17 protein-coding genes are annotated in these 14,607 nt (G+C 53.4%); 5 read left to right on the forward strand and 12 right to left on the reverse strand.

The annotated features are described in order from the left end of the window. The first annotated feature begins 83 nt into the window (after positions 1 to 83). Together CD000_RS10100 and CD000_RS10105 are read left to right on the forward strand one after the other, a co-directional pair. On the forward strand, positions 84 to 683 hold the full coding sequence (locus tag CD000_RS10100) for a YhcN/YlaJ family sporulation lipoprotein (RefSeq protein WP_096225581.1): 600 nt from the start codon (positions 84 to 86) through the stop codon (positions 681 to 683). Positions 684 to 844: 161 nt separating this feature from the next. Continuing rightward, on the forward strand, positions 845 to 1,045 hold the full coding sequence (locus CD000_RS10105; protein WP_021321494.1) for a YlaI family protein: 201 nt from the start codon (positions 845 to 847) through the stop codon (positions 1,043 to 1,045). A gap of 58 nt (positions 1,046 to 1,103) precedes the next feature. Here CD000_RS10105 and CD000_RS10110 read toward each other — a convergent pair whose 3' ends face one another. The 3 genes from CD000_RS10110 to typA form a co-directional block, all read right to left on the reverse strand. Beyond that, on the reverse strand, positions 1,104 to 1,385 hold the full coding sequence (locus CD000_RS10110; RefSeq protein ID WP_011230572.1) for a hypothetical protein: 282 nt from the start codon (positions 1,383 to 1,385) through the stop codon (positions 1,104 to 1,106). Beyond that, positions 1,382 to 1,690, reverse strand: coding sequence for a YlaH-like family protein (locus CD000_RS10115; protein ID WP_011230571.1), 309 nt, complete (start codon positions 1,688 to 1,690; stop codon positions 1,382 to 1,384). The genes CD000_RS10110 and CD000_RS10115 overlap by 4 nt, the downstream gene beginning before the upstream one ends. Positions 1,691 to 1,780: 90 nt before the next feature. Continuing rightward, the gene (gene typA, locus CD000_RS10120; RefSeq protein WP_096225582.1) at positions 1,781 to 3,625 is read right to left on the reverse strand and encodes a translational GTPase TypA; all 1,845 of its coding nucleotides are present in this window, start codon (positions 3,623 to 3,625) and stop codon (positions 1,781 to 1,783) included. A 118-nt stretch (positions 3,626 to 3,743) separates the two neighbouring features. Here typA and CD000_RS18450 point away from each other — a divergent pair, with 118 nt between their 5' ends. Further along, the gene (locus CD000_RS18450; RefSeq protein WP_158225548.1) at positions 3,744 to 3,914 is read left to right on the forward strand and encodes a DUF5325 family protein; all 171 of its coding nucleotides are present in this window, start codon (positions 3,744 to 3,746) and stop codon (positions 3,912 to 3,914) included. A gap of 50 nt (positions 3,915 to 3,964) precedes the next feature. Here the strand turns inward: CD000_RS18450 and CD000_RS10125 are convergent, their stop codons facing one another. The 3 genes from CD000_RS10125 to CD000_RS10135 all read right to left on the reverse strand — a co-directional run bounded on the left by CD000_RS10125 (position 3,965) and on the right by CD000_RS10135 (position 6,272). Next, the gene (locus CD000_RS10125) at positions 3,965 to 4,759 is read right to left on the reverse strand and encodes an inositol monophosphatase family protein (protein WP_011230568.1); all 795 of its coding nucleotides are present in this window, start codon (positions 4,757 to 4,759) and stop codon (positions 3,965 to 3,967) included. Between the two features lie 105 nt (positions 4,760 to 4,864). Beyond that, the gene (locus tag CD000_RS10130) at positions 4,865 to 5,053 is read right to left on the reverse strand and encodes a hypothetical protein (protein ID WP_011230567.1); all 189 of its coding nucleotides are present in this window, start codon (positions 5,051 to 5,053) and stop codon (positions 4,865 to 4,867) included. A gap of 259 nt (positions 5,054 to 5,312) precedes the next feature. Next, the gene (locus CD000_RS10135) at positions 5,313 to 6,272 is read right to left on the reverse strand and encodes an NAD(P)H-dependent flavin oxidoreductase (protein WP_096225583.1); all 960 of its coding nucleotides are present in this window, start codon (positions 6,270 to 6,272) and stop codon (positions 5,313 to 5,315) included. A 157-nt stretch (positions 6,273 to 6,429) separates the two neighbouring features. Here CD000_RS10135 and CD000_RS10140 point away from each other — a divergent pair, with 157 nt between their 5' ends. Continuing rightward, the gene (locus tag CD000_RS10140) at positions 6,430 to 7,902 is read left to right on the forward strand and encodes an aminotransferase class I/II-fold pyridoxal phosphate-dependent enzyme (RefSeq protein ID WP_096225584.1); all 1,473 of its coding nucleotides are present in this window, start codon (positions 6,430 to 6,432) and stop codon (positions 7,900 to 7,902) included. A gap of 114 nt (positions 7,903 to 8,016) precedes the next feature. Here the strand turns inward: CD000_RS10140 and CD000_RS10145 are convergent, their stop codons facing one another. After that, positions 8,017 to 8,142: a GapA-binding peptide SR1P gene (locus CD000_RS10145; protein ID WP_011230564.1), complete on the reverse strand. Its 126-nt coding sequence runs from the start codon at positions 8,140 to 8,142 to the stop codon at positions 8,017 to 8,019. Positions 8,143 to 8,339: 197 nt separating this feature from the next. On the opposite strand from CD000_RS10145, the gene CD000_RS10150 reads away from it, so the two are divergent. Further along, positions 8,340 to 8,720 carry a DUF1885 family protein gene (locus CD000_RS10150; RefSeq protein WP_013145895.1) on the forward strand — a complete coding sequence of 127 codons (381 nt, stop codon included), beginning with the start codon at positions 8,340 to 8,342 and terminating at the stop codon, positions 8,718 to 8,720. Between the two features lie 25 nt (positions 8,721 to 8,745). Here the strand turns inward: CD000_RS10150 and CD000_RS10155 are convergent, their stop codons facing one another. The 5 genes from CD000_RS10155 to pdhA form a co-directional block, all read right to left on the reverse strand. After that, on the reverse strand, positions 8,746 to 8,988 hold the full coding sequence (locus CD000_RS10155) for a hypothetical protein (RefSeq protein WP_011230562.1): 243 nt from the start codon (positions 8,986 to 8,988) through the stop codon (positions 8,746 to 8,748). Between the two features lie 262 nt (positions 8,989 to 9,250). Next, positions 9,251 to 10,663, reverse strand: a complete 1,413-nt coding sequence (gene lpdA, locus CD000_RS10160) for a dihydrolipoyl dehydrogenase (RefSeq protein WP_096225585.1) — start codon at positions 10,661 to 10,663, stop codon at positions 9,251 to 9,253. Between the two features lie 4 nt (positions 10,664 to 10,667). Continuing rightward, on the reverse strand, positions 10,668 to 11,972 hold the full coding sequence (locus tag CD000_RS10165) for a dihydrolipoamide acetyltransferase family protein (protein ID WP_096225586.1): 1,305 nt from the start codon (positions 11,970 to 11,972) through the stop codon (positions 10,668 to 10,670). 72 nt (positions 11,973 to 12,044) lie between these two features. Then, the gene (gene pdhB / locus CD000_RS10170; protein WP_011230559.1) at positions 12,045 to 13,022 is read right to left on the reverse strand and encodes a pyruvate dehydrogenase complex E1 component subunit beta; all 978 of its coding nucleotides are present in this window, start codon (positions 13,020 to 13,022) and stop codon (positions 12,045 to 12,047) included. Positions 13,023 to 13,025: 3 nt separating this feature from the next. After that, positions 13,026 to 14,135 carry a pyruvate dehydrogenase (acetyl-transferring) E1 component subunit alpha gene (pdhA, locus tag CD000_RS10175; protein WP_014195342.1) on the reverse strand — a complete coding sequence of 370 codons (1,110 nt, stop codon included), beginning with the start codon at positions 14,133 to 14,135 and terminating at the stop codon, positions 13,026 to 13,028. Between the last annotated feature and the right edge of the window lie 472 nt (positions 14,136 to 14,607).

Raw genomic sequence — 14,607 nt, forward strand, 5'->3', positions numbered from 1 at the left:
TGGCTGTAATACAACATATGAAAACATGTATAAAGATAGAAGGACATTTGCAAACTAAAGAAAAAAAGTCGAGGTGGCCCATTATGAAGAGAAACTGCTGGATCGCCGTTTTCTTCCTTCCCCTTTTGATTTTCAGCGGCTGCACGTTTGGAAACGATCATGAAGCGAACGAGTCCAATCGTTCACTCGTGCGTGTCAAAAATACGGTCGATGAACGCGTCGAGAACAAATCCGGGCAAGAGATCGCCCGCCGGCTTGCAGAAATCGCCGACCGTGTTCCAAACGTTCACAATGCCGCCGCGATCGTCGTCGGCAAATATGCCATCGTCGGCATTGACGTCGGCGCCAATATGGATGCCTCGCGCGTCGGCACCATCAAATATTCCGTCGCCGAAGCATTGCAAAAAGATCCGTACGGCGCGAACGCTATTATTGTCGCTGACCCAGATCTTTACACCCGCGTGCGCAACATCGGCCGGCAAATCGATGAGGGGAGGCCGGTGCAAGCGTTCATGAACGAAATCGCCGACATCGTCGGACGAGTGATGCCGGAAGTGCCGAGCGACTTGTTTGAAACGACGCCGAAGCCGACCGAAGAAAATGACGGACAGCTGAACGAACGGGAGGAGCGGCAACTGAACGAACAGCAAAACAAGCAATCGAATGAACATTTAAATCGATAAACGGTTTCTGTGTGGGTTATAATGGAACAGAAAGCGCGGCTCATTTCCGAGGAAAGCGGGAGTGAAATGCATTTGAATCAACAAACGATCGCGGGAAATGTGGTATAATGGGAACGAAAGAACACTCTACCATTTCGCGTTTGGATGTATTGAGGTGAACAATGAGAGTCAAATGCGTGCTTTGCGACCAAATCGATACGATCGACGATGAATCGCCGCTCGCCAAGCGGCTGCGCAACCGCCCGATCCACACGTACATGTGCCGCGAATGCCACGACCGCATCGCCGAAAAAACGAAACAGCGGCTGGCAACAGGAAAGTTCCGCTTCTATCGCGGCCGCCGCGCAGGCGATGATTGGTGATCCCGCAAAAAAAACGGTGCGGAAGAGCGATCGCTTTTCCGCGCCTTTTTGGTTGTCATCATCCATACTTTTCCGGTTCGGCTTCGATCTGCCGCCACATCGCCTCAGCCAGCTCAAGCGGGAAACACGCCGCCTTTGTTTCCCCGCCGCGCACATATTCGACGATGTATTGCCCATTCGTTTCATCTTTGACGGCGTCTACGGCCGTCACACCAAAGTCGTTTTCCAAGATGGCGCGGAAAAACGAGGCCGTATCGCGCGCCGCCGCATCGTGCGGACGGGCTTTGGCGACGATGTGGATCGTCAGCCAGTTATAAAGGGCGTCCTGCACGGATTTCATGACTTTTCTCCCTCTTTCGCCTGCTTCAGGCGCACTTTATAAATGATTAATACGAGGGCGGCGACGGCCAATCCTTCTGCCACCGGCAAAAAGACGGCAAAAAAGGTCAAAACCGTGCAGCCAAGCGCCAGCAAGACGTAAATGATGACGTTTTTCAACAGCGGCAGGCGGCGGGCAAAACCGAGTCGATACACAAGCGCGGCAAGCAACAACACTGTCACATACAATAGCCACATACCTCGCTCGGGATGATCGTGCACCTTATAAAGCGAGGCGAAAAACGTGAGCCGTTCGAGCACATTCACATCATTCCCCTCCCGTTCATCCTAATAGCGCCCTTCTCCAAGGCGTTTTCGATTGTTCGCAAACTAAAGACGCGCGCATGGCGCTTCCGGCTATTTCGCCTGCTCAACCGCTTTCTTTTTCTTCTCCGCCTTTTCACGCTCGCTTTTATTCAAGATTTTTTTGCGCAACCGGATCGAGGCTGGCGTCACTTCACAATATTCATCATCATTCAAATACTCGAGCGCTTCTTCAAGCGTCAACAGACGCGGCTTTTTCATCGTCGCCGTCTGTTCTTTCGTCGATGAACGCATGTTGGTGACATGTTTTTCGCGGCAAATGTTGACGACCAGGTCGTTTTCGCGGTTATGCTCGCCGACGATCATCCCTTCGTACACTTCAGTGCCCGGCTCAACAAAAATGACGCCGCGATCCTCAAGTTGCATGATGCTGTAAGCCGTCGCCTTTCCGGTTTCCATCGAGACGAGCACCCCTTGGCGGCGGCCGCCGATGGCGCCAGGCTGCACGGGGGCATAATGGTCAAACGAATGGTTTAAAATTCCATATCCGCGCGTCAACGACATAAATTCACTCCGATAGCCGATCAAGCCACGCGACGGCACAAGGAAGACGAGACGCACCTGCCCGTTGTCGCCGTGCACCATATCGACGAGCTCGCCCTTGCGGCTGCCGAGCGACTCCATGATCGCTCCCGTATATTCCTCCGGGATGTCAATGACGACCCGCTCGATCGGCTCGCACGTGACACCGTCAATCTCTTTTAGAATGACTTCCGGCTTCGATACTTGCAGTTCGTATCCTTCGCGGCGCATGCTTTCAATCAAAATCGCCAAATGAAGCTCCCCGCGGCCGGAGACAATCCACGCATCCGGCGACTCGGTCGGCTCAACGCGCAGACTGACATCCGTCTCCAGCTGGGTGCGAAGCCGCTCCTCCAGCTTTCTCGCCGTCACGTATTTGCCTTCGCGCCCCGCAAACGGGCTGTTGTTGACGAGAAACGTCATTTTCAACGTCGGCTCATCGATGCGAAGCGGCGGCAGCGGCTCTTGATGATCGGGCGGGCAAACCGTTTCACCGACATTGATGTCCTCCATCCCGGCGACCGCGACGATGTCGCCAGCGTGCGCTTCTTCAATCTCAATCCGCTTCAACCCAATAAAACCAAACAGCTTCGTGACACGAAACATCTTGACGGCACCGTCGCGCTTTAAGAGAGCGACTTGCTGGCCTGTTTTCATCGTGCCGCGGAAAATGCGGCCGATGCCGATGCGTCCGACATATTCATTATAGTCGAGCAGCGCCACTTGAAACTGCAACGGTTCGCTGCGGTTGTCCGCCGGCGCCGGAATATGCTCGATGATCGTCTCAAACAAGGCGGTCATGTCACCGTCCTGGCGATCCGGATCGAGGCTTGCCGTCCCGCGCAGCGCTGATGTGTACACGACTGGAAACTCGAGCTGCTCCTCAGAAGCACCAAGTTCGATAAACAGGTCGAGCACCTCATCAACGACTTCCGCCGGCCGAGCAAATTCGCGGTCGATTTTGTTGACGACGACGATCGGCACAAGCTGCTGCTCAAGCGCCTTTTTCAGCACAAACCGCGTCTGCGGCATGCAGCCTTCATACGCATCGACGACAAGCAAGACGCCGTCGACAAGGCGCATGATCCGCTCCACTTCCCCTCCGAAATCAGCGTGTCCCGGCGTATCCAAAATGTTGATGCGCGTTCCTTTATACAAGACAGCAGTGTTTTTTGCCAAAATCGTAATGCCGCGCTCCCGCTCCAAATCGTTGCGGTCAAGCGCCCGCTCCGCGACTTGTTCGTTTTCGCGGAACGTCCCTGACTGCCGAAGCAGCTGGTCAACGAGCGTCGTTTTCCCATGGTCGACGTGAGCGATGATCGCGATATTGCGAAGATCGATTCGTTTGTTCGTCAATGTCGGTCACTCCTGTTCGGCAAACTGCTTGTCTATTATATCACAACCGATAGAAAATCGGCATGTTTTCCTGTACACTAGAAAAAGACGCCCACTTTGCCAGAAAGGAGTCAACCCAATGAAACGGATCGAGCCTGTACCTCTGTTGCTCGCCATTTTTGCCGTCGCCGCCATCATGGCGATCGGCGTCTTCATCGCCGAGCAAAGTTTGATCGGCATCGCCGCTTCCACGCTCATCTTTATCGCCGCCATGGGCGCCGGGTTCGCCCATAAAAAACGGACGCGTTGAAAAACGGGACAAGCTGGATGCTTGTCCCGTTTTCGCGATTTCGCGCCCCATCAATCGTGAAGATAGCGCCGCAAAATTTCTTCGTGCACCCCAGGTTTCGCAGCAAGCACCGAATTGCGGCCAAGCAGATCCAGCGGCTTCCCGTCAAGGGTCGTCACCATTCCGCCCGCTTCTTCAATCAAAATCATCCCGCCGGCGAAATCCCACGGCGACAGGCGCGGCGAAATGTAGGCGTCCAAACGGCCGGCGGCAACATACGCGAGCTCAAGCGCCGCTGAACCATACGAGCGCGTGCCGCGCGCCTCTTTCGCCAGCCTCATGAGCGGGCGATGGTCGAGGCGCTTGTTTTCCATGAGCCATGTCCCGTTGATGGCAATGATCGACTCCGTCACTGGCGCGGGCTGCAGGAGGCCAAGCGGCTCCCCGTTCAAAAACACCCCTCGCCCTTTTTGCGCCGCATACAGTTCGTCAAACACGACGTCATACACGTAGCCGAGCTGTCCGATGCCATCTTCAAAAATGCCGATCGATACAGCAAAATGGCGCCGCTGATGAACGAAATTCATCGTGCCGTCGATCGGGTCAATCACCCAAACAACGCCGTCCAAGGCATCGATCCGGTCGCCAAATCCTTCTTCCCCCAACAGGCGGTGGCTAGGGAACTGGCGGCGGATGTGCTCGGCGAAAAATTGCTCAATGGCGCGGTCAACGTTCGTCACTAAGTCGTTCGGGTTCTCTTTCGCTTCCACCGTCAGCTGTTTTGCAAACGAGGCGCGGATGCGCTTTCCTGCTTCGTCGATCCATTGCCGGGCGTATCGGTCGATTTCTTCCCATTTTTCTGCCATATTGATTCCTCCTGCCTTCGGTTATGTATAGATCGCAACCGGAACGGGGGCGGACACCGCTCAAGAAAAAAACGAACCGGAAAGATGGTTCGCCTTGAATCAGAATCATACTTGAAGGCGCATCAGTTCTTGGCGCAGCTTTTCAAGCCGCCGTTTGCACTCTTTTTTCTTTTCTTCATCGTTTTCCATCATGGCCTCGTACAGCGTCGCTAATTCGTAATCGAGTTCGAGCCGCAACACCGCCATGCGTTTGTCTCCATCTGGTCGCTTCAGCGAATTGGCGGTTTTTTTCATATTCGTCCGCACCCCTTTCCCTATCATCCGCTAAACTTCCGGCGCCCGTCACGAATGTGCTGCTTCATTTTGTTTTATATTATATTATGTGGAAAAAGGGGTGTATGCAACTAATTTGTGCGTTTACCTACCGCGCTTCCGTTGTGGCTCGAATTATACCACAGCGATAATCCCAGGGGAACTATGACCATCAATGATTTCTTGTGTTGACCAGTCGCAGGAAAATGGATAGGAATAAGCCATTGTTCCACCTCTACCGTTAGTTTGCCCAACGGCGCCGAATTTGTTCCGCCTCTTCAATCATGCGGGCAAACAACTCAGCGACGGACGGAACGTCGTGAATGAGCCCGATCGCCTGCCCGGCCCAAGCGAATCCTTCGTCCACCTTTCCTTCGTAAATGAAGCGCCGGTTCGCTTCTCCGCTAATATATTCTTTTAAATCATCATACGTACCGCCTTGGCGCTCGATTTCCAATATTTTTTCCGCCCAGGCGTTGGCCAGCACCCGCCCTGGCGCCCCGAGCGACCGTTTAATGATGACCGTATCGTTTTCGGTGGCGTTGAGAATCATTTCTTTATATGCGGGATGAGCATGAACGCATTCTTTCGTGGCGATAAACCGCGTTCCCATCTCAATCCCTTCCGCTCCAAGCGCCAATGCCGCCATCAACCCGCGTCCATCGGCGATGCCGCCCGAGGCGATGACCGGAATCGATACGGAGTCAACGACTTTCGGAATAAGGACGAACGTGCCAGTATCGTATTTGCCGAGATGCCCGCCCCCTTCCTGACCGACGACCATCACCGCATCAGCACCGAGCTCCTCTGCTTTCACTGCCTGGCGGACGGCGGCAGCGAGCACGAGCTTTTTCACGTTCGTTCCTTTCAATTGTTCAAAAAACGGCGCTGGATTGCCGCCGGTGACCGAAACGACCGGCACCCCCTCATCAAGCGCTGCTTCAAGCATATGAGCAAACGGGCGGCCGTGCTGGCCAATGGCGAAATTGACGCCGAACGGCCGATCGGTTTTTTCCTTCACCTTGCGGATTTCCTCGCGCAGTTGCTCCGGTCCATCGAGCGACATCGCCGTAATTTGTCCGAGCCCACCGGCGTTCGAGACCGCTGCGGCCAAATCAGCGTACGCCAAGTAAGCGAGTCCCCCTTGAATGATCGGATATGTAATGCCGAGCAGCTCTGTCACCCTCGTTCTCCATTTCATTTCGATAACGCCCCCTTTTTGTTTTGTCTTTCTTTTACTTCTCTCTTGAACCGCTGTTTTCCTTTTTCAGCGTCCATTCATTTCTTCTTTGCAAACGGAAAAATCCATGCTATAATGCACTTGTTTTATCCTCGAGATAAAGAGGTGTGAAAAACCATTGTCGCAACTCGAGACACCATTGTTTACCGGTTTGTTGGAGCATATGAAAAAAAATCCGGTTCAATTTCACATTCCCGGCCATAAAAAAGGGGCCGGCATGGATCCGGAGTTTCGCGCTTTCATCGGAGACAACGCCTTGGCGATTGATTTAATCAACATCAGTCCGCTCGATGACTTGCACCATCCAAAAGGGATGATCAAACGGGCGCAGGAGCTTGCTGCCGAAGCGTTCGGCGCCGATTATACGTTTTTTTCCGTGCAAGGAACGAGCGGCGCCATCATGACGATGGTCATGTCGGTCGCCGGGCCGGGCGATAAAATCATCGTGCCGCGCAACGTCCATAAATCGGTCATGTCGGCCATTGTCTTTTCTGGAGCGACGCCGATTTTCATTCATCCCGAAATCGACAAAGAGCTTGGCATTTCCCATGGCATTACGCCGCAAGCAGTGGAAAAAGCGCTCCGCCAGCACCCGGACGCCAAAGGGGTGCTCGTCATCAACCCGACGTACTTTGGCATTGCCGGCGATTTGAAAAAAATCGTCGATATCGCCCACTCGCACAACGTTCCGGTGCTTGTCGACGAAGCGCACGGCGTGCACATTCATTTTCATGAGGACTTGCCGCTCTCAGCGATGCAAGCGGGCGCCGATATGGCGGCGACAAGCGTCCATAAGCTTGGCGGATCGCTGACGCAAAGCTCGATTTTGAATGTGCGCGAAGGACTCGTCTCCGCGAAACACGTGCAGGCGATTTTAAGCATGCTGACGACGACTTCAACGTCGTACTTGTTGCTCGCTTCGCTTGATGTCGCCCGCAAACAGTTGGCGACGAAAGGGCGTGAACTCATCGACAAAGCCATTCGACTCGCCGACTGGACGCGCCGGCAAATCAACGAGATTCCATATTTGTACTGCGTCGGCGAAGAGATTTTAGGCACGGAAGCAACGTACGACTACGATCCGACAAAGCTCATCATTTCGGTTAAAGAGCTCGGGCTGACCGGCCATGACGTCGAACGGTGGCTGCGCGAAACGTACAACATTGAAGTCGAGCTTTCCGATTTATACAACATTTTGTGCATCATCACCCCGGGCGATACCGAACGGGAGGCGAGCCTGCTCGTTGAAGCGCTCCGCCGCTTGTCGAAGCAGTTCAGCCATCAGGCAGAGAAAGGGATCAAGCCGAAAGTGCTCCTTCCGGACATCCCGGCGCTCGCCTTGACGCCGCGCGATGCGTTTTACGCCGAAACGGAAGTCGTGCCGTTTCACGAATCGGCCGGCCGAATCATCGCCGAATTTGTGATGGTGTATCCGCCTGGCATTCCAATTTTTATTCCAGGCGAAATCATCACGGAAGAAAACTTGAAGTATATTGAGACGAACTTGGCTGCCGGCCTCCCTGTCCAAGGGCCGGAAGACGACACGCTGCAGACGTTGCGTGTCATTAAGGAATATAAACCGATCCGCTGACCGCACAAGCCGGTTTGCCTGGTTTGTGCTTGTTTGCCAAAAATAAACGGCGCGCATGTGACTTGTCGACATGCGCGCCTCTATCCGTTCCTTTCCCCCATCGGTTTGACCGTTTTATTCTTTTTCTCCGCCCTCATTGTCATGCTCGCAGCAATCACATTTCCCATAAAGCGTCGTCACTTTTTCATCTTCGAAATATGCAATCGTCGCATCACACGTTTGACATACGATCGTGCCCATCCCCAAAACCCCTTTGTGATGATAAATTCGCTTGTTGATTTCATAATAATATATCACATTTCAATTGTCAATCCTAATTTGTATATCACATTTAATAAAAAAGAACTTTTTTGAAAACGCCCTTTTTCCATTTATTGTCCGCCAACATATGGTACAATAAGGATAAAGACGCAATGGAAATGGTGGGAGGGGAAGGAATGATGAACACCGATCTAAAGCTGCCTGCGGGGAAAACGATGACCATCGAGGACGTCAAACAGCTGCTCGAGCGCTACCAGATGGCGCTCAAAAAGACAGGGGAACAGCTTGGTTGGGCGTACGAACAGGCCGCCTTCCCGTATACGGTCCGCATACACGAATCCGTTCTCTACTTGCAAGGCGACGGCCGTTTGTACAAAGGGATGGCGATTTCCGTGCGAACAGCTGGAGAAGAGACATTCATTGACATCGCACTGCCGCCGGGGGCGACGCATGGGGATAAAGGGAAGGCCAATGAATTCAGCAAATGGCTGGCGAAAACGCTCGGCGGTGAACTGCACTTGTTCAGCGGCCGGACAATGGTGTTTGGCAGCGCGTAAACAGCGGGCATTCGACCGCTGTTTTTTATTGAACGGCCTGCCAAATGACATGCTGACCGGCAAAGTACACCGCCGCCGTCCCAATCGTCGTCAGCGCCGCCTTGCGCGTCGCCAAGCCGAGCTGGCGGGCCAGCAAAAACGCGATGTACATAAAGATGCACAGCATCAGCCCGCGGAAAAACAGGCGGTCTCTTCCTGACAGCCACTCGATCAATGAGAAACTGCTCCAAATCATCATCTGCATCAAAAATGCAACGTAAGCTTTCATTTCAACTCCATCTCCCGCTTGTTCTTTACCATAACGATATGAAGCGAGAGCGGAAAATAGTATGGGAAATTGGACAAGAAATGGACCAGGCCGCTCCTTTGGACAAAAGACTGTCGACCGGGCGCAGCAACAGGCGAACATACAGCTGTCGCCGCAGATTCATTTCTTTTCTGCCAATCATCTTGCTTCTGGATGATGTTCCCTGCTTATTGCACCGCAGGAAAAAGGTGCCCCGCTGTGTTTGGGGCACCTTCGTTTTCCGTTACTTCGCAATGATATGAATCGGCGTGCCAAGCGCCACTTCCGCCGCTTCCATGGCGATTTCGCCAAGCGTCGGGTGGGCATGAATCGTCAACGCGATATCTTCCGCCGTCATGCCGGCTTCAATGGCCAGCCCAAGCTCGGCGATCATATCCGAGGCGTTCGGGCCGATGATTTGCGCTCCAATCACAACGCCGTCTTCTTTGCGGACGACAAGCTTCAGGAAACCGTCCGTATCGTTGAGTGACAGAGCGCGGCCGTTGGCGGCAAACGGGAATTTCGCCGTAATGACGTCGATGCCTTCCTCTTTCGCCTGTTGTTCAAAGTAGCCGACCGAGGCGCATTCCGGATCGGAGAAGACCACAGCCGGAAGGGCGATGTAATCCACTACCGACGGATGGCCGGCGATGGCTTCCGCCGCCACTTTCCCTTCATACGACGCTTTATGAGCAAGCGCCGGGCCTGGAACGATGTCGCCGATGGCGAAAATGTTCGGCACGCTTGTCCGGCATTGTTGGTCCACTTCAATCAAGCCGCGGTTCGTCATTTTGATGCCGATTTGTTCAAGACCAAGTTCATCTGTATTCGGTCGGCGGCCGACCGTCACCAACACATAGTCGGCGTCGATCGTTTTCGTTTCGCCGTTCGCCTCATACGTGACCGTCACGCCGTCTGCACGCTCTTCGGCTCCTTTTGCGAGCGCATTCGTCACAACTTCGACCCCTTTGTTCTTCAGACGGCGCTTAATGATGGACACCATTTGCTTTTCAAAGCCGGATAAAATCTCACCGGCCCCTTCAAGAATCGTCACTTTCGCACCAAAATTGGCGTAAGCCGTACCGAGTTCGATGCCGATGTAGCCGCCGCCGATGACAACGAGCGATTTCGGGATTTCCCCGAGGTTGAGCGCACCGGTCGAGTCGAGAATGCGGCCGGAAAACTTGAAGTTCGGGAGCTCGATCGGACGCGAACCGGTGGCCAGAATCGCGTTTTTAAACGTATACGTCTGCGCGCTATCGCCGTTGACCACGCGCACCGTATTGGCGTCGACGAAGTACGCTTCCCCCTTGACGATGTCGACTTTGTTGCCTTTGAGAAGTCCTTCGACGCCGCCCGTCAATTTTTTGACGATGCTCGCTTTCCATTCTTGCACTTTCGAGAAATCAACCGTGACGTTTTCCGCCTTGATGCCCATCTCTTCGGAATGCTTCGCCTGCTCGTAGCGATGGCTTGCCGAGATCAGCGCCTTTGACGGGATGCAACCGACGTTTAAGCAGACGCCGCCCAAATTTCCTTTTTCCACAATCGTCACTTTTTGGCCGAGCTGTGCGGCGCGGATGGCGGCGACATAGCCGCCAGGACCGGCGCCAACGACGAGCGTTTCTGTTTCAATTGCAAAATCGCCAACTACCATCGTTTTACGCCTCCATTAATAATAATTCTGGATCGCTTAACAGCTGCTTGATATGGTTGAGCGCTTTTTGCGCCGTCGCTCCGTCGATCATCCGATGGTCAAAGCTGAGCGAGAGCGCCAGCATCGGAGCAGCGACAATTTCACCGTCGCGGACGATCGGTTTTTCGGCAATGCGGCCGATGCCAAGAATCGCCACTTCCGGATGGTTGATGACCGGCGTAAACCATTGCCCGCCGGCTGAGCCGATGTTCGTGATCGTGCACGATGCGCCTTTCATTTCGTTTGGCATCAGTTTGCCTTCGCGCGCTTTTTCAGCGAGTTCGTTGATTTCCTTCGCCAGCGCGAAAATCGGCTTCCGGTCGGCATGTTTAATGACCGGCACGAGCAACCCTCGATCCGTATCAGCGGCAATGCCGATGTTGTAGTAATGCTTATGAATAATTTCCTCCGTCGCATCGTCGATCGACGTATTCAGCACCGGATATTCACGCAGCGCGGAAACAAGCGCTTTGACGACATACGGCAAGAACGTCAGCTTGATGCCTTTTTCCGCGGCAATGGCCTTGAATTTTTTTCGGTGAGCAACAAGCTTCGTCACATCGGCTTCGTCCATCAGCGTCACGTGCGGGGCCGTATGTTTCGAATGCACCATGGCCTTGGCAATCGCCCGACGGATGCCGCTCATTTTCTCGCGCGTTTCCGGGAATTCGCCTTCCGGCACAACCGGTTTCGCCGCTGGCGCTTGCGGCGCTGCCTTCTCTTCCGCCGCTTGCGGCGTCGGCTCAGCCGCGGCTTTCGCGCCGCCGGCGAGGAAGGCATCAATATCTTCTTTCAAAATGCGGCCGTTTTTCCCCGTGCCTTGGACGAGGCGGATATCGACGCCTTTTTCACGCGCATATTTGCGCACAGACGGCATCGCGATGACGCGGCGGTTCGGGTCGGCTTCCGCTTCGGCCGCCGGTGCGCTCGGAGCAGCGGTCTCAACCATTTCCTTTTTCGACACCGTTTCCGCTTTTTCCTCTTTTTTCACTTCTTCGTGTTCTTGTCCTTTAAACGTCATGTTTTCATAGCCCGGCGCATCGAGCGTAATGAGCGTTTGCCCGACCGTCGCCACCGTTCCTTCCGGGACGAGAATCTCAAGCACTTTCCCCTTGACAGGAGATGGGATCTCGACGACCGCTTTGTCGTTTTGCACTTCGCACAACACGTCGTCTTCGTTCACTTCATCGCCCGGCTTGACGAACCATTTGACGATCTCGCCTTCGTGAATGCCTTCGCCAATGTCCGGCAGCTTAAATTCAAATGCCACTGTAGGTCGACCTCCTATCATTTGCCGAAAATGAGCGGGGGAAGGCGCTTTGCTCCCCCGGACTTGTCCACATTAGAAGTTGATCACTTTTTTCGCCGTCTCGATCACGTCTTTAAAGTTCGGCAGCCACACCGATTCTGCTTGAGCGAACGGATAGACGGTATCCGGCGCGGCGACGCGCAATACAGGCGCCTCAAGGCTTAAAATCGCGCGCTCGTTAATTTCAGCAACGACGTTGGCGGCGATGCCGGCTTGCCGTTGCGCTTCTTGAACGACGATGGCGCGGCCCGTTTTTTCGACCGAACCAATGATCGTCTCAATATCGAGCGGCTGCACGGTGCGCAAGTCGACGACTTCGGCAGAAATGCCTTCTTTCTCTAATTCTGCCGCCGCCTTTAACGATTCATGCACCATGGCCCCGTACGCGATAATCGTAATGTCTTTCCCTTCACGCTTAATGTCTGCTTTGCCGATCGGAATTGTGTACTCTCCTTCGGGCACCTCTTGTCGGAACGAACGGTACAGTTTCAAATGCTCAAGGAAAATAACCGGGTCGTTGTCGCGGATCGCCGAGATGAGCAATCCTTTCGCATCATACGGCGTCGACGGGATGACGACTTTCAAGCCCGGCTGTTGGGCGACGAGTCCTTCTAAGCTGTCTGAGTGCAATTCTGGCGTATGGACGCCGCCGCCAAACGGTGAACGAATCGTAATCGGAACATGGTAGCGGCCGCCAGTGCGGTAGCGGATGCGCGCCATTTGTCCGCAAATCGCATCCATCGCCTCATAGACGAACCCGAAAAACTGAATTTCCGGCACTGGGCGAAACCCTTGCAAGGCCAAGCCGATCGCCAAACCGCCGATCCCCGATTCGGCCAGCGGCGTATCAAACACACGTTCTTCGCCAAACTCAGCTTGCAGCCCTTCAGTCACCCGGAATACGCCGCCGTTGACCCCAACGTCTTCGCCAAACACCAGCACGTTCGGATCGTTTCTCATCTCGATGCGCAGCGCATCGGTGATCGCTTGAACCATTGTCATTTGCGCCATGGCTTACTTCGACTCCTTCTCTTTATAAATTTCATACTGCTCTTTTAAGTTCGCCGGCAGCTCTTCGAACATGATGCTGATTAAGTCGGTCACTTTTTGTTTCGGCGTTTCGTCCGCTTTTTTGATCGCTTCCTTGATGTCCTCTTTCGCCTGCTCGATGACGCGGTTTTCTTCCTCTTCGCTCCATAAACCTTTCGCTTCTAAAAACTTGCGGAAGCGGACAAGCGGGTCTTTTTTCGCCCATTCGTTTTCGAGTTCTTTCGAACGATAGCGCGTCGGATCGTCGCCGGACATCGTGTGCGGACCGTAGCGGAAGCAAAGCGTTTCGATGAGCGTCGGCCCTTCGCCGTTAATGGCGCGTTCGCGGGCTGCTTTCACCGCGGCGTAGACCGCAAGCGGATCCATGCCGTCGACTTGAATGCCCGGAATGCCGGCAGCGACCGCTTTTTGCGCCAATGTTTTGGCGATCGTTTGCTTCTCCACTGGCGTCGAGATGGCAAAGCGGTTGTTTTGCACAACAAAGATGGCCGGTGCCTTAAACGCCCCCGCGAAGTTGATCCCTTCATAAAAGTCGCCTTGCGATGTGCCCCCATCGCCGGTATATGTAATGGCCACCGCCTTTTTGCCCCGCATTTTCAAGCCGAGCGCCACGCCGGCCGCTTGAATGTATTGGGCGCCGATGATGATTTGCGGCGGCAAGACGTTGACGCCTTCAGGAATTTGGTTGCCATGAAAGTGGCCGCGCGAGAACAAAAACGCTTGATAAAGCGGAAGCCCGTGCCAAATGATTTGCGGAACGTCGCGATATCCCGGCAAAATGAAATCTTCTTTCTCAAGCGCAAAATGGCTGGCGATTTGGCTCGCTTCTTGCCCGGCGGTCGGCGCGTAAAACCCGAGTCGGCCTTGGCGGTTCAACGAAATGGAGCGCTGGTCGAGTATGCGCGTATACACCATGCGGCGCATCAGCTCTTTCAGCTGCTCATCGCTTAACTCCGGCATCGCCTCTTCGTTGACGATTTCGCCTTCTTCATTCAAAATTTGAAACGTCGGGAACTGCTCGGCTACTTTCTCGAGCTGCTCCGCAAATCGAAACTGGGAGGTTTTCACACCCATGTTATTCACCTCTGCCTTTCATTAGAAATTTTAGAAATGAGAATACATTCGCCCATATACTATTAATGTACCCAAAATGAAAGAGAAATAAAAAACGGCCGCCATCCGGCGCCAACACAAGCAACAAAGGCGCCGAAATCTGTTTCACTATTTTTCAAGACTGAATTAGTACAATATGCATTTGCAAGTTTTAGTTTACACGTTCTTGGATCAACCGTCAACGACTTTGATTTCTCATGTTTTTTCGCTTTATTTTTTGGGTGAAATTGGAATTGGCAATATTCCGCCCACAAACTGTTATATTACATTCCTCACCATCTGTATGAGTTCTGTATTATATTTTCACAAAATATAAAACACACAGTGGCTTGACAAGATAATGAAAACGTTTTCTCGAATTTGTCTTATTGTTTTCCTTATACTCGAATAATATATTCGTGCGGTTGCGTTTTTATTTACGATCCATGCTCAT

Origin of the sequence: Geobacillus sp. FJAT-46040 (assembly GCF_002335725.1) — a bacterium.
Taxonomy (GTDB): Bacteria; Bacillota; Bacilli; order Bacillales; family Anoxybacillaceae; genus Geobacillus; species Geobacillus thermoleovorans.

What these genes read in the sequence shown, in the direction of transcription:
- CD000_RS10100 (WP_096225581.1), top strand. Translation starts at nt 84, where the DNA reads ATGAAGAGAAACTGCTGGATCGCCGTTTTCTTCCTTCCCCTTTTGATT.
- CD000_RS10105 (WP_021321494.1), top strand. Translation starts at nt 845, where the DNA reads ATGAGAGTCAAATGCGTGCTTTGCGACCAAATCGATACGATCGACGAT.
- CD000_RS10110 (WP_011230572.1), bottom strand. Translation starts at nt 1,385, where the DNA reads ATGAAATCCGTGCAGGACGCCCTTTATAACTGGCTGACGATCCACATC.
- CD000_RS18450 (WP_158225548.1), top strand. Translation starts at nt 3,744, where the DNA reads ATGAAACGGATCGAGCCTGTACCTCTGTTGCTCGCCATTTTTGCCGTC.
- CD000_RS10125 (WP_011230568.1), bottom strand. Translation starts at nt 4,759, where the DNA reads ATGGCAGAAAAATGGGAAGAAATCGACCGATACGCCCGGCAATGGATC.
- CD000_RS10130 (WP_011230567.1), bottom strand. Translation starts at nt 5,053, where the DNA reads ATGAAAAAAACCGCCAATTCGCTGAAGCGACCAGATGGAGACAAACGC.
- CD000_RS10135 (WP_096225583.1), bottom strand. Translation starts at nt 6,272, where the DNA reads ATGAAATGGAGAACGAGGGTGACAGAGCTGCTCGGCATTACATATCCG.
- CD000_RS10145 (WP_011230564.1), bottom strand. Translation starts at nt 8,142, where the DNA reads ATGGGCACGATCGTATGTCAAACGTGTGATGCGACGATTGCATATTTC.
- CD000_RS10150 (WP_013145895.1), top strand. Translation starts at nt 8,340, where the DNA reads ATGATGAACACCGATCTAAAGCTGCCTGCGGGGAAAACGATGACCATC.
- CD000_RS10155 (WP_011230562.1), bottom strand. Translation starts at nt 8,988, where the DNA reads ATGAAAGCTTACGTTGCATTTTTGATGCAGATGATGATTTGGAGCAGT.
- lpdA (WP_096225585.1), bottom strand. Translation starts at nt 10,663, where the DNA reads ATGGTAGTTGGCGATTTTGCAATTGAAACAGAAACGCTCGTCGTTGGC.
- pdhB (WP_011230559.1), bottom strand. Translation starts at nt 13,022, where the DNA reads ATGGCGCAAATGACAATGGTTCAAGCGATCACCGATGCGCTGCGCATC.
- pdhA (WP_014195342.1), bottom strand. Translation starts at nt 14,135, where the DNA reads ATGGGTGTGAAAACCTCCCAGTTTCGATTTGCGGAGCAGCTCGAGAAA.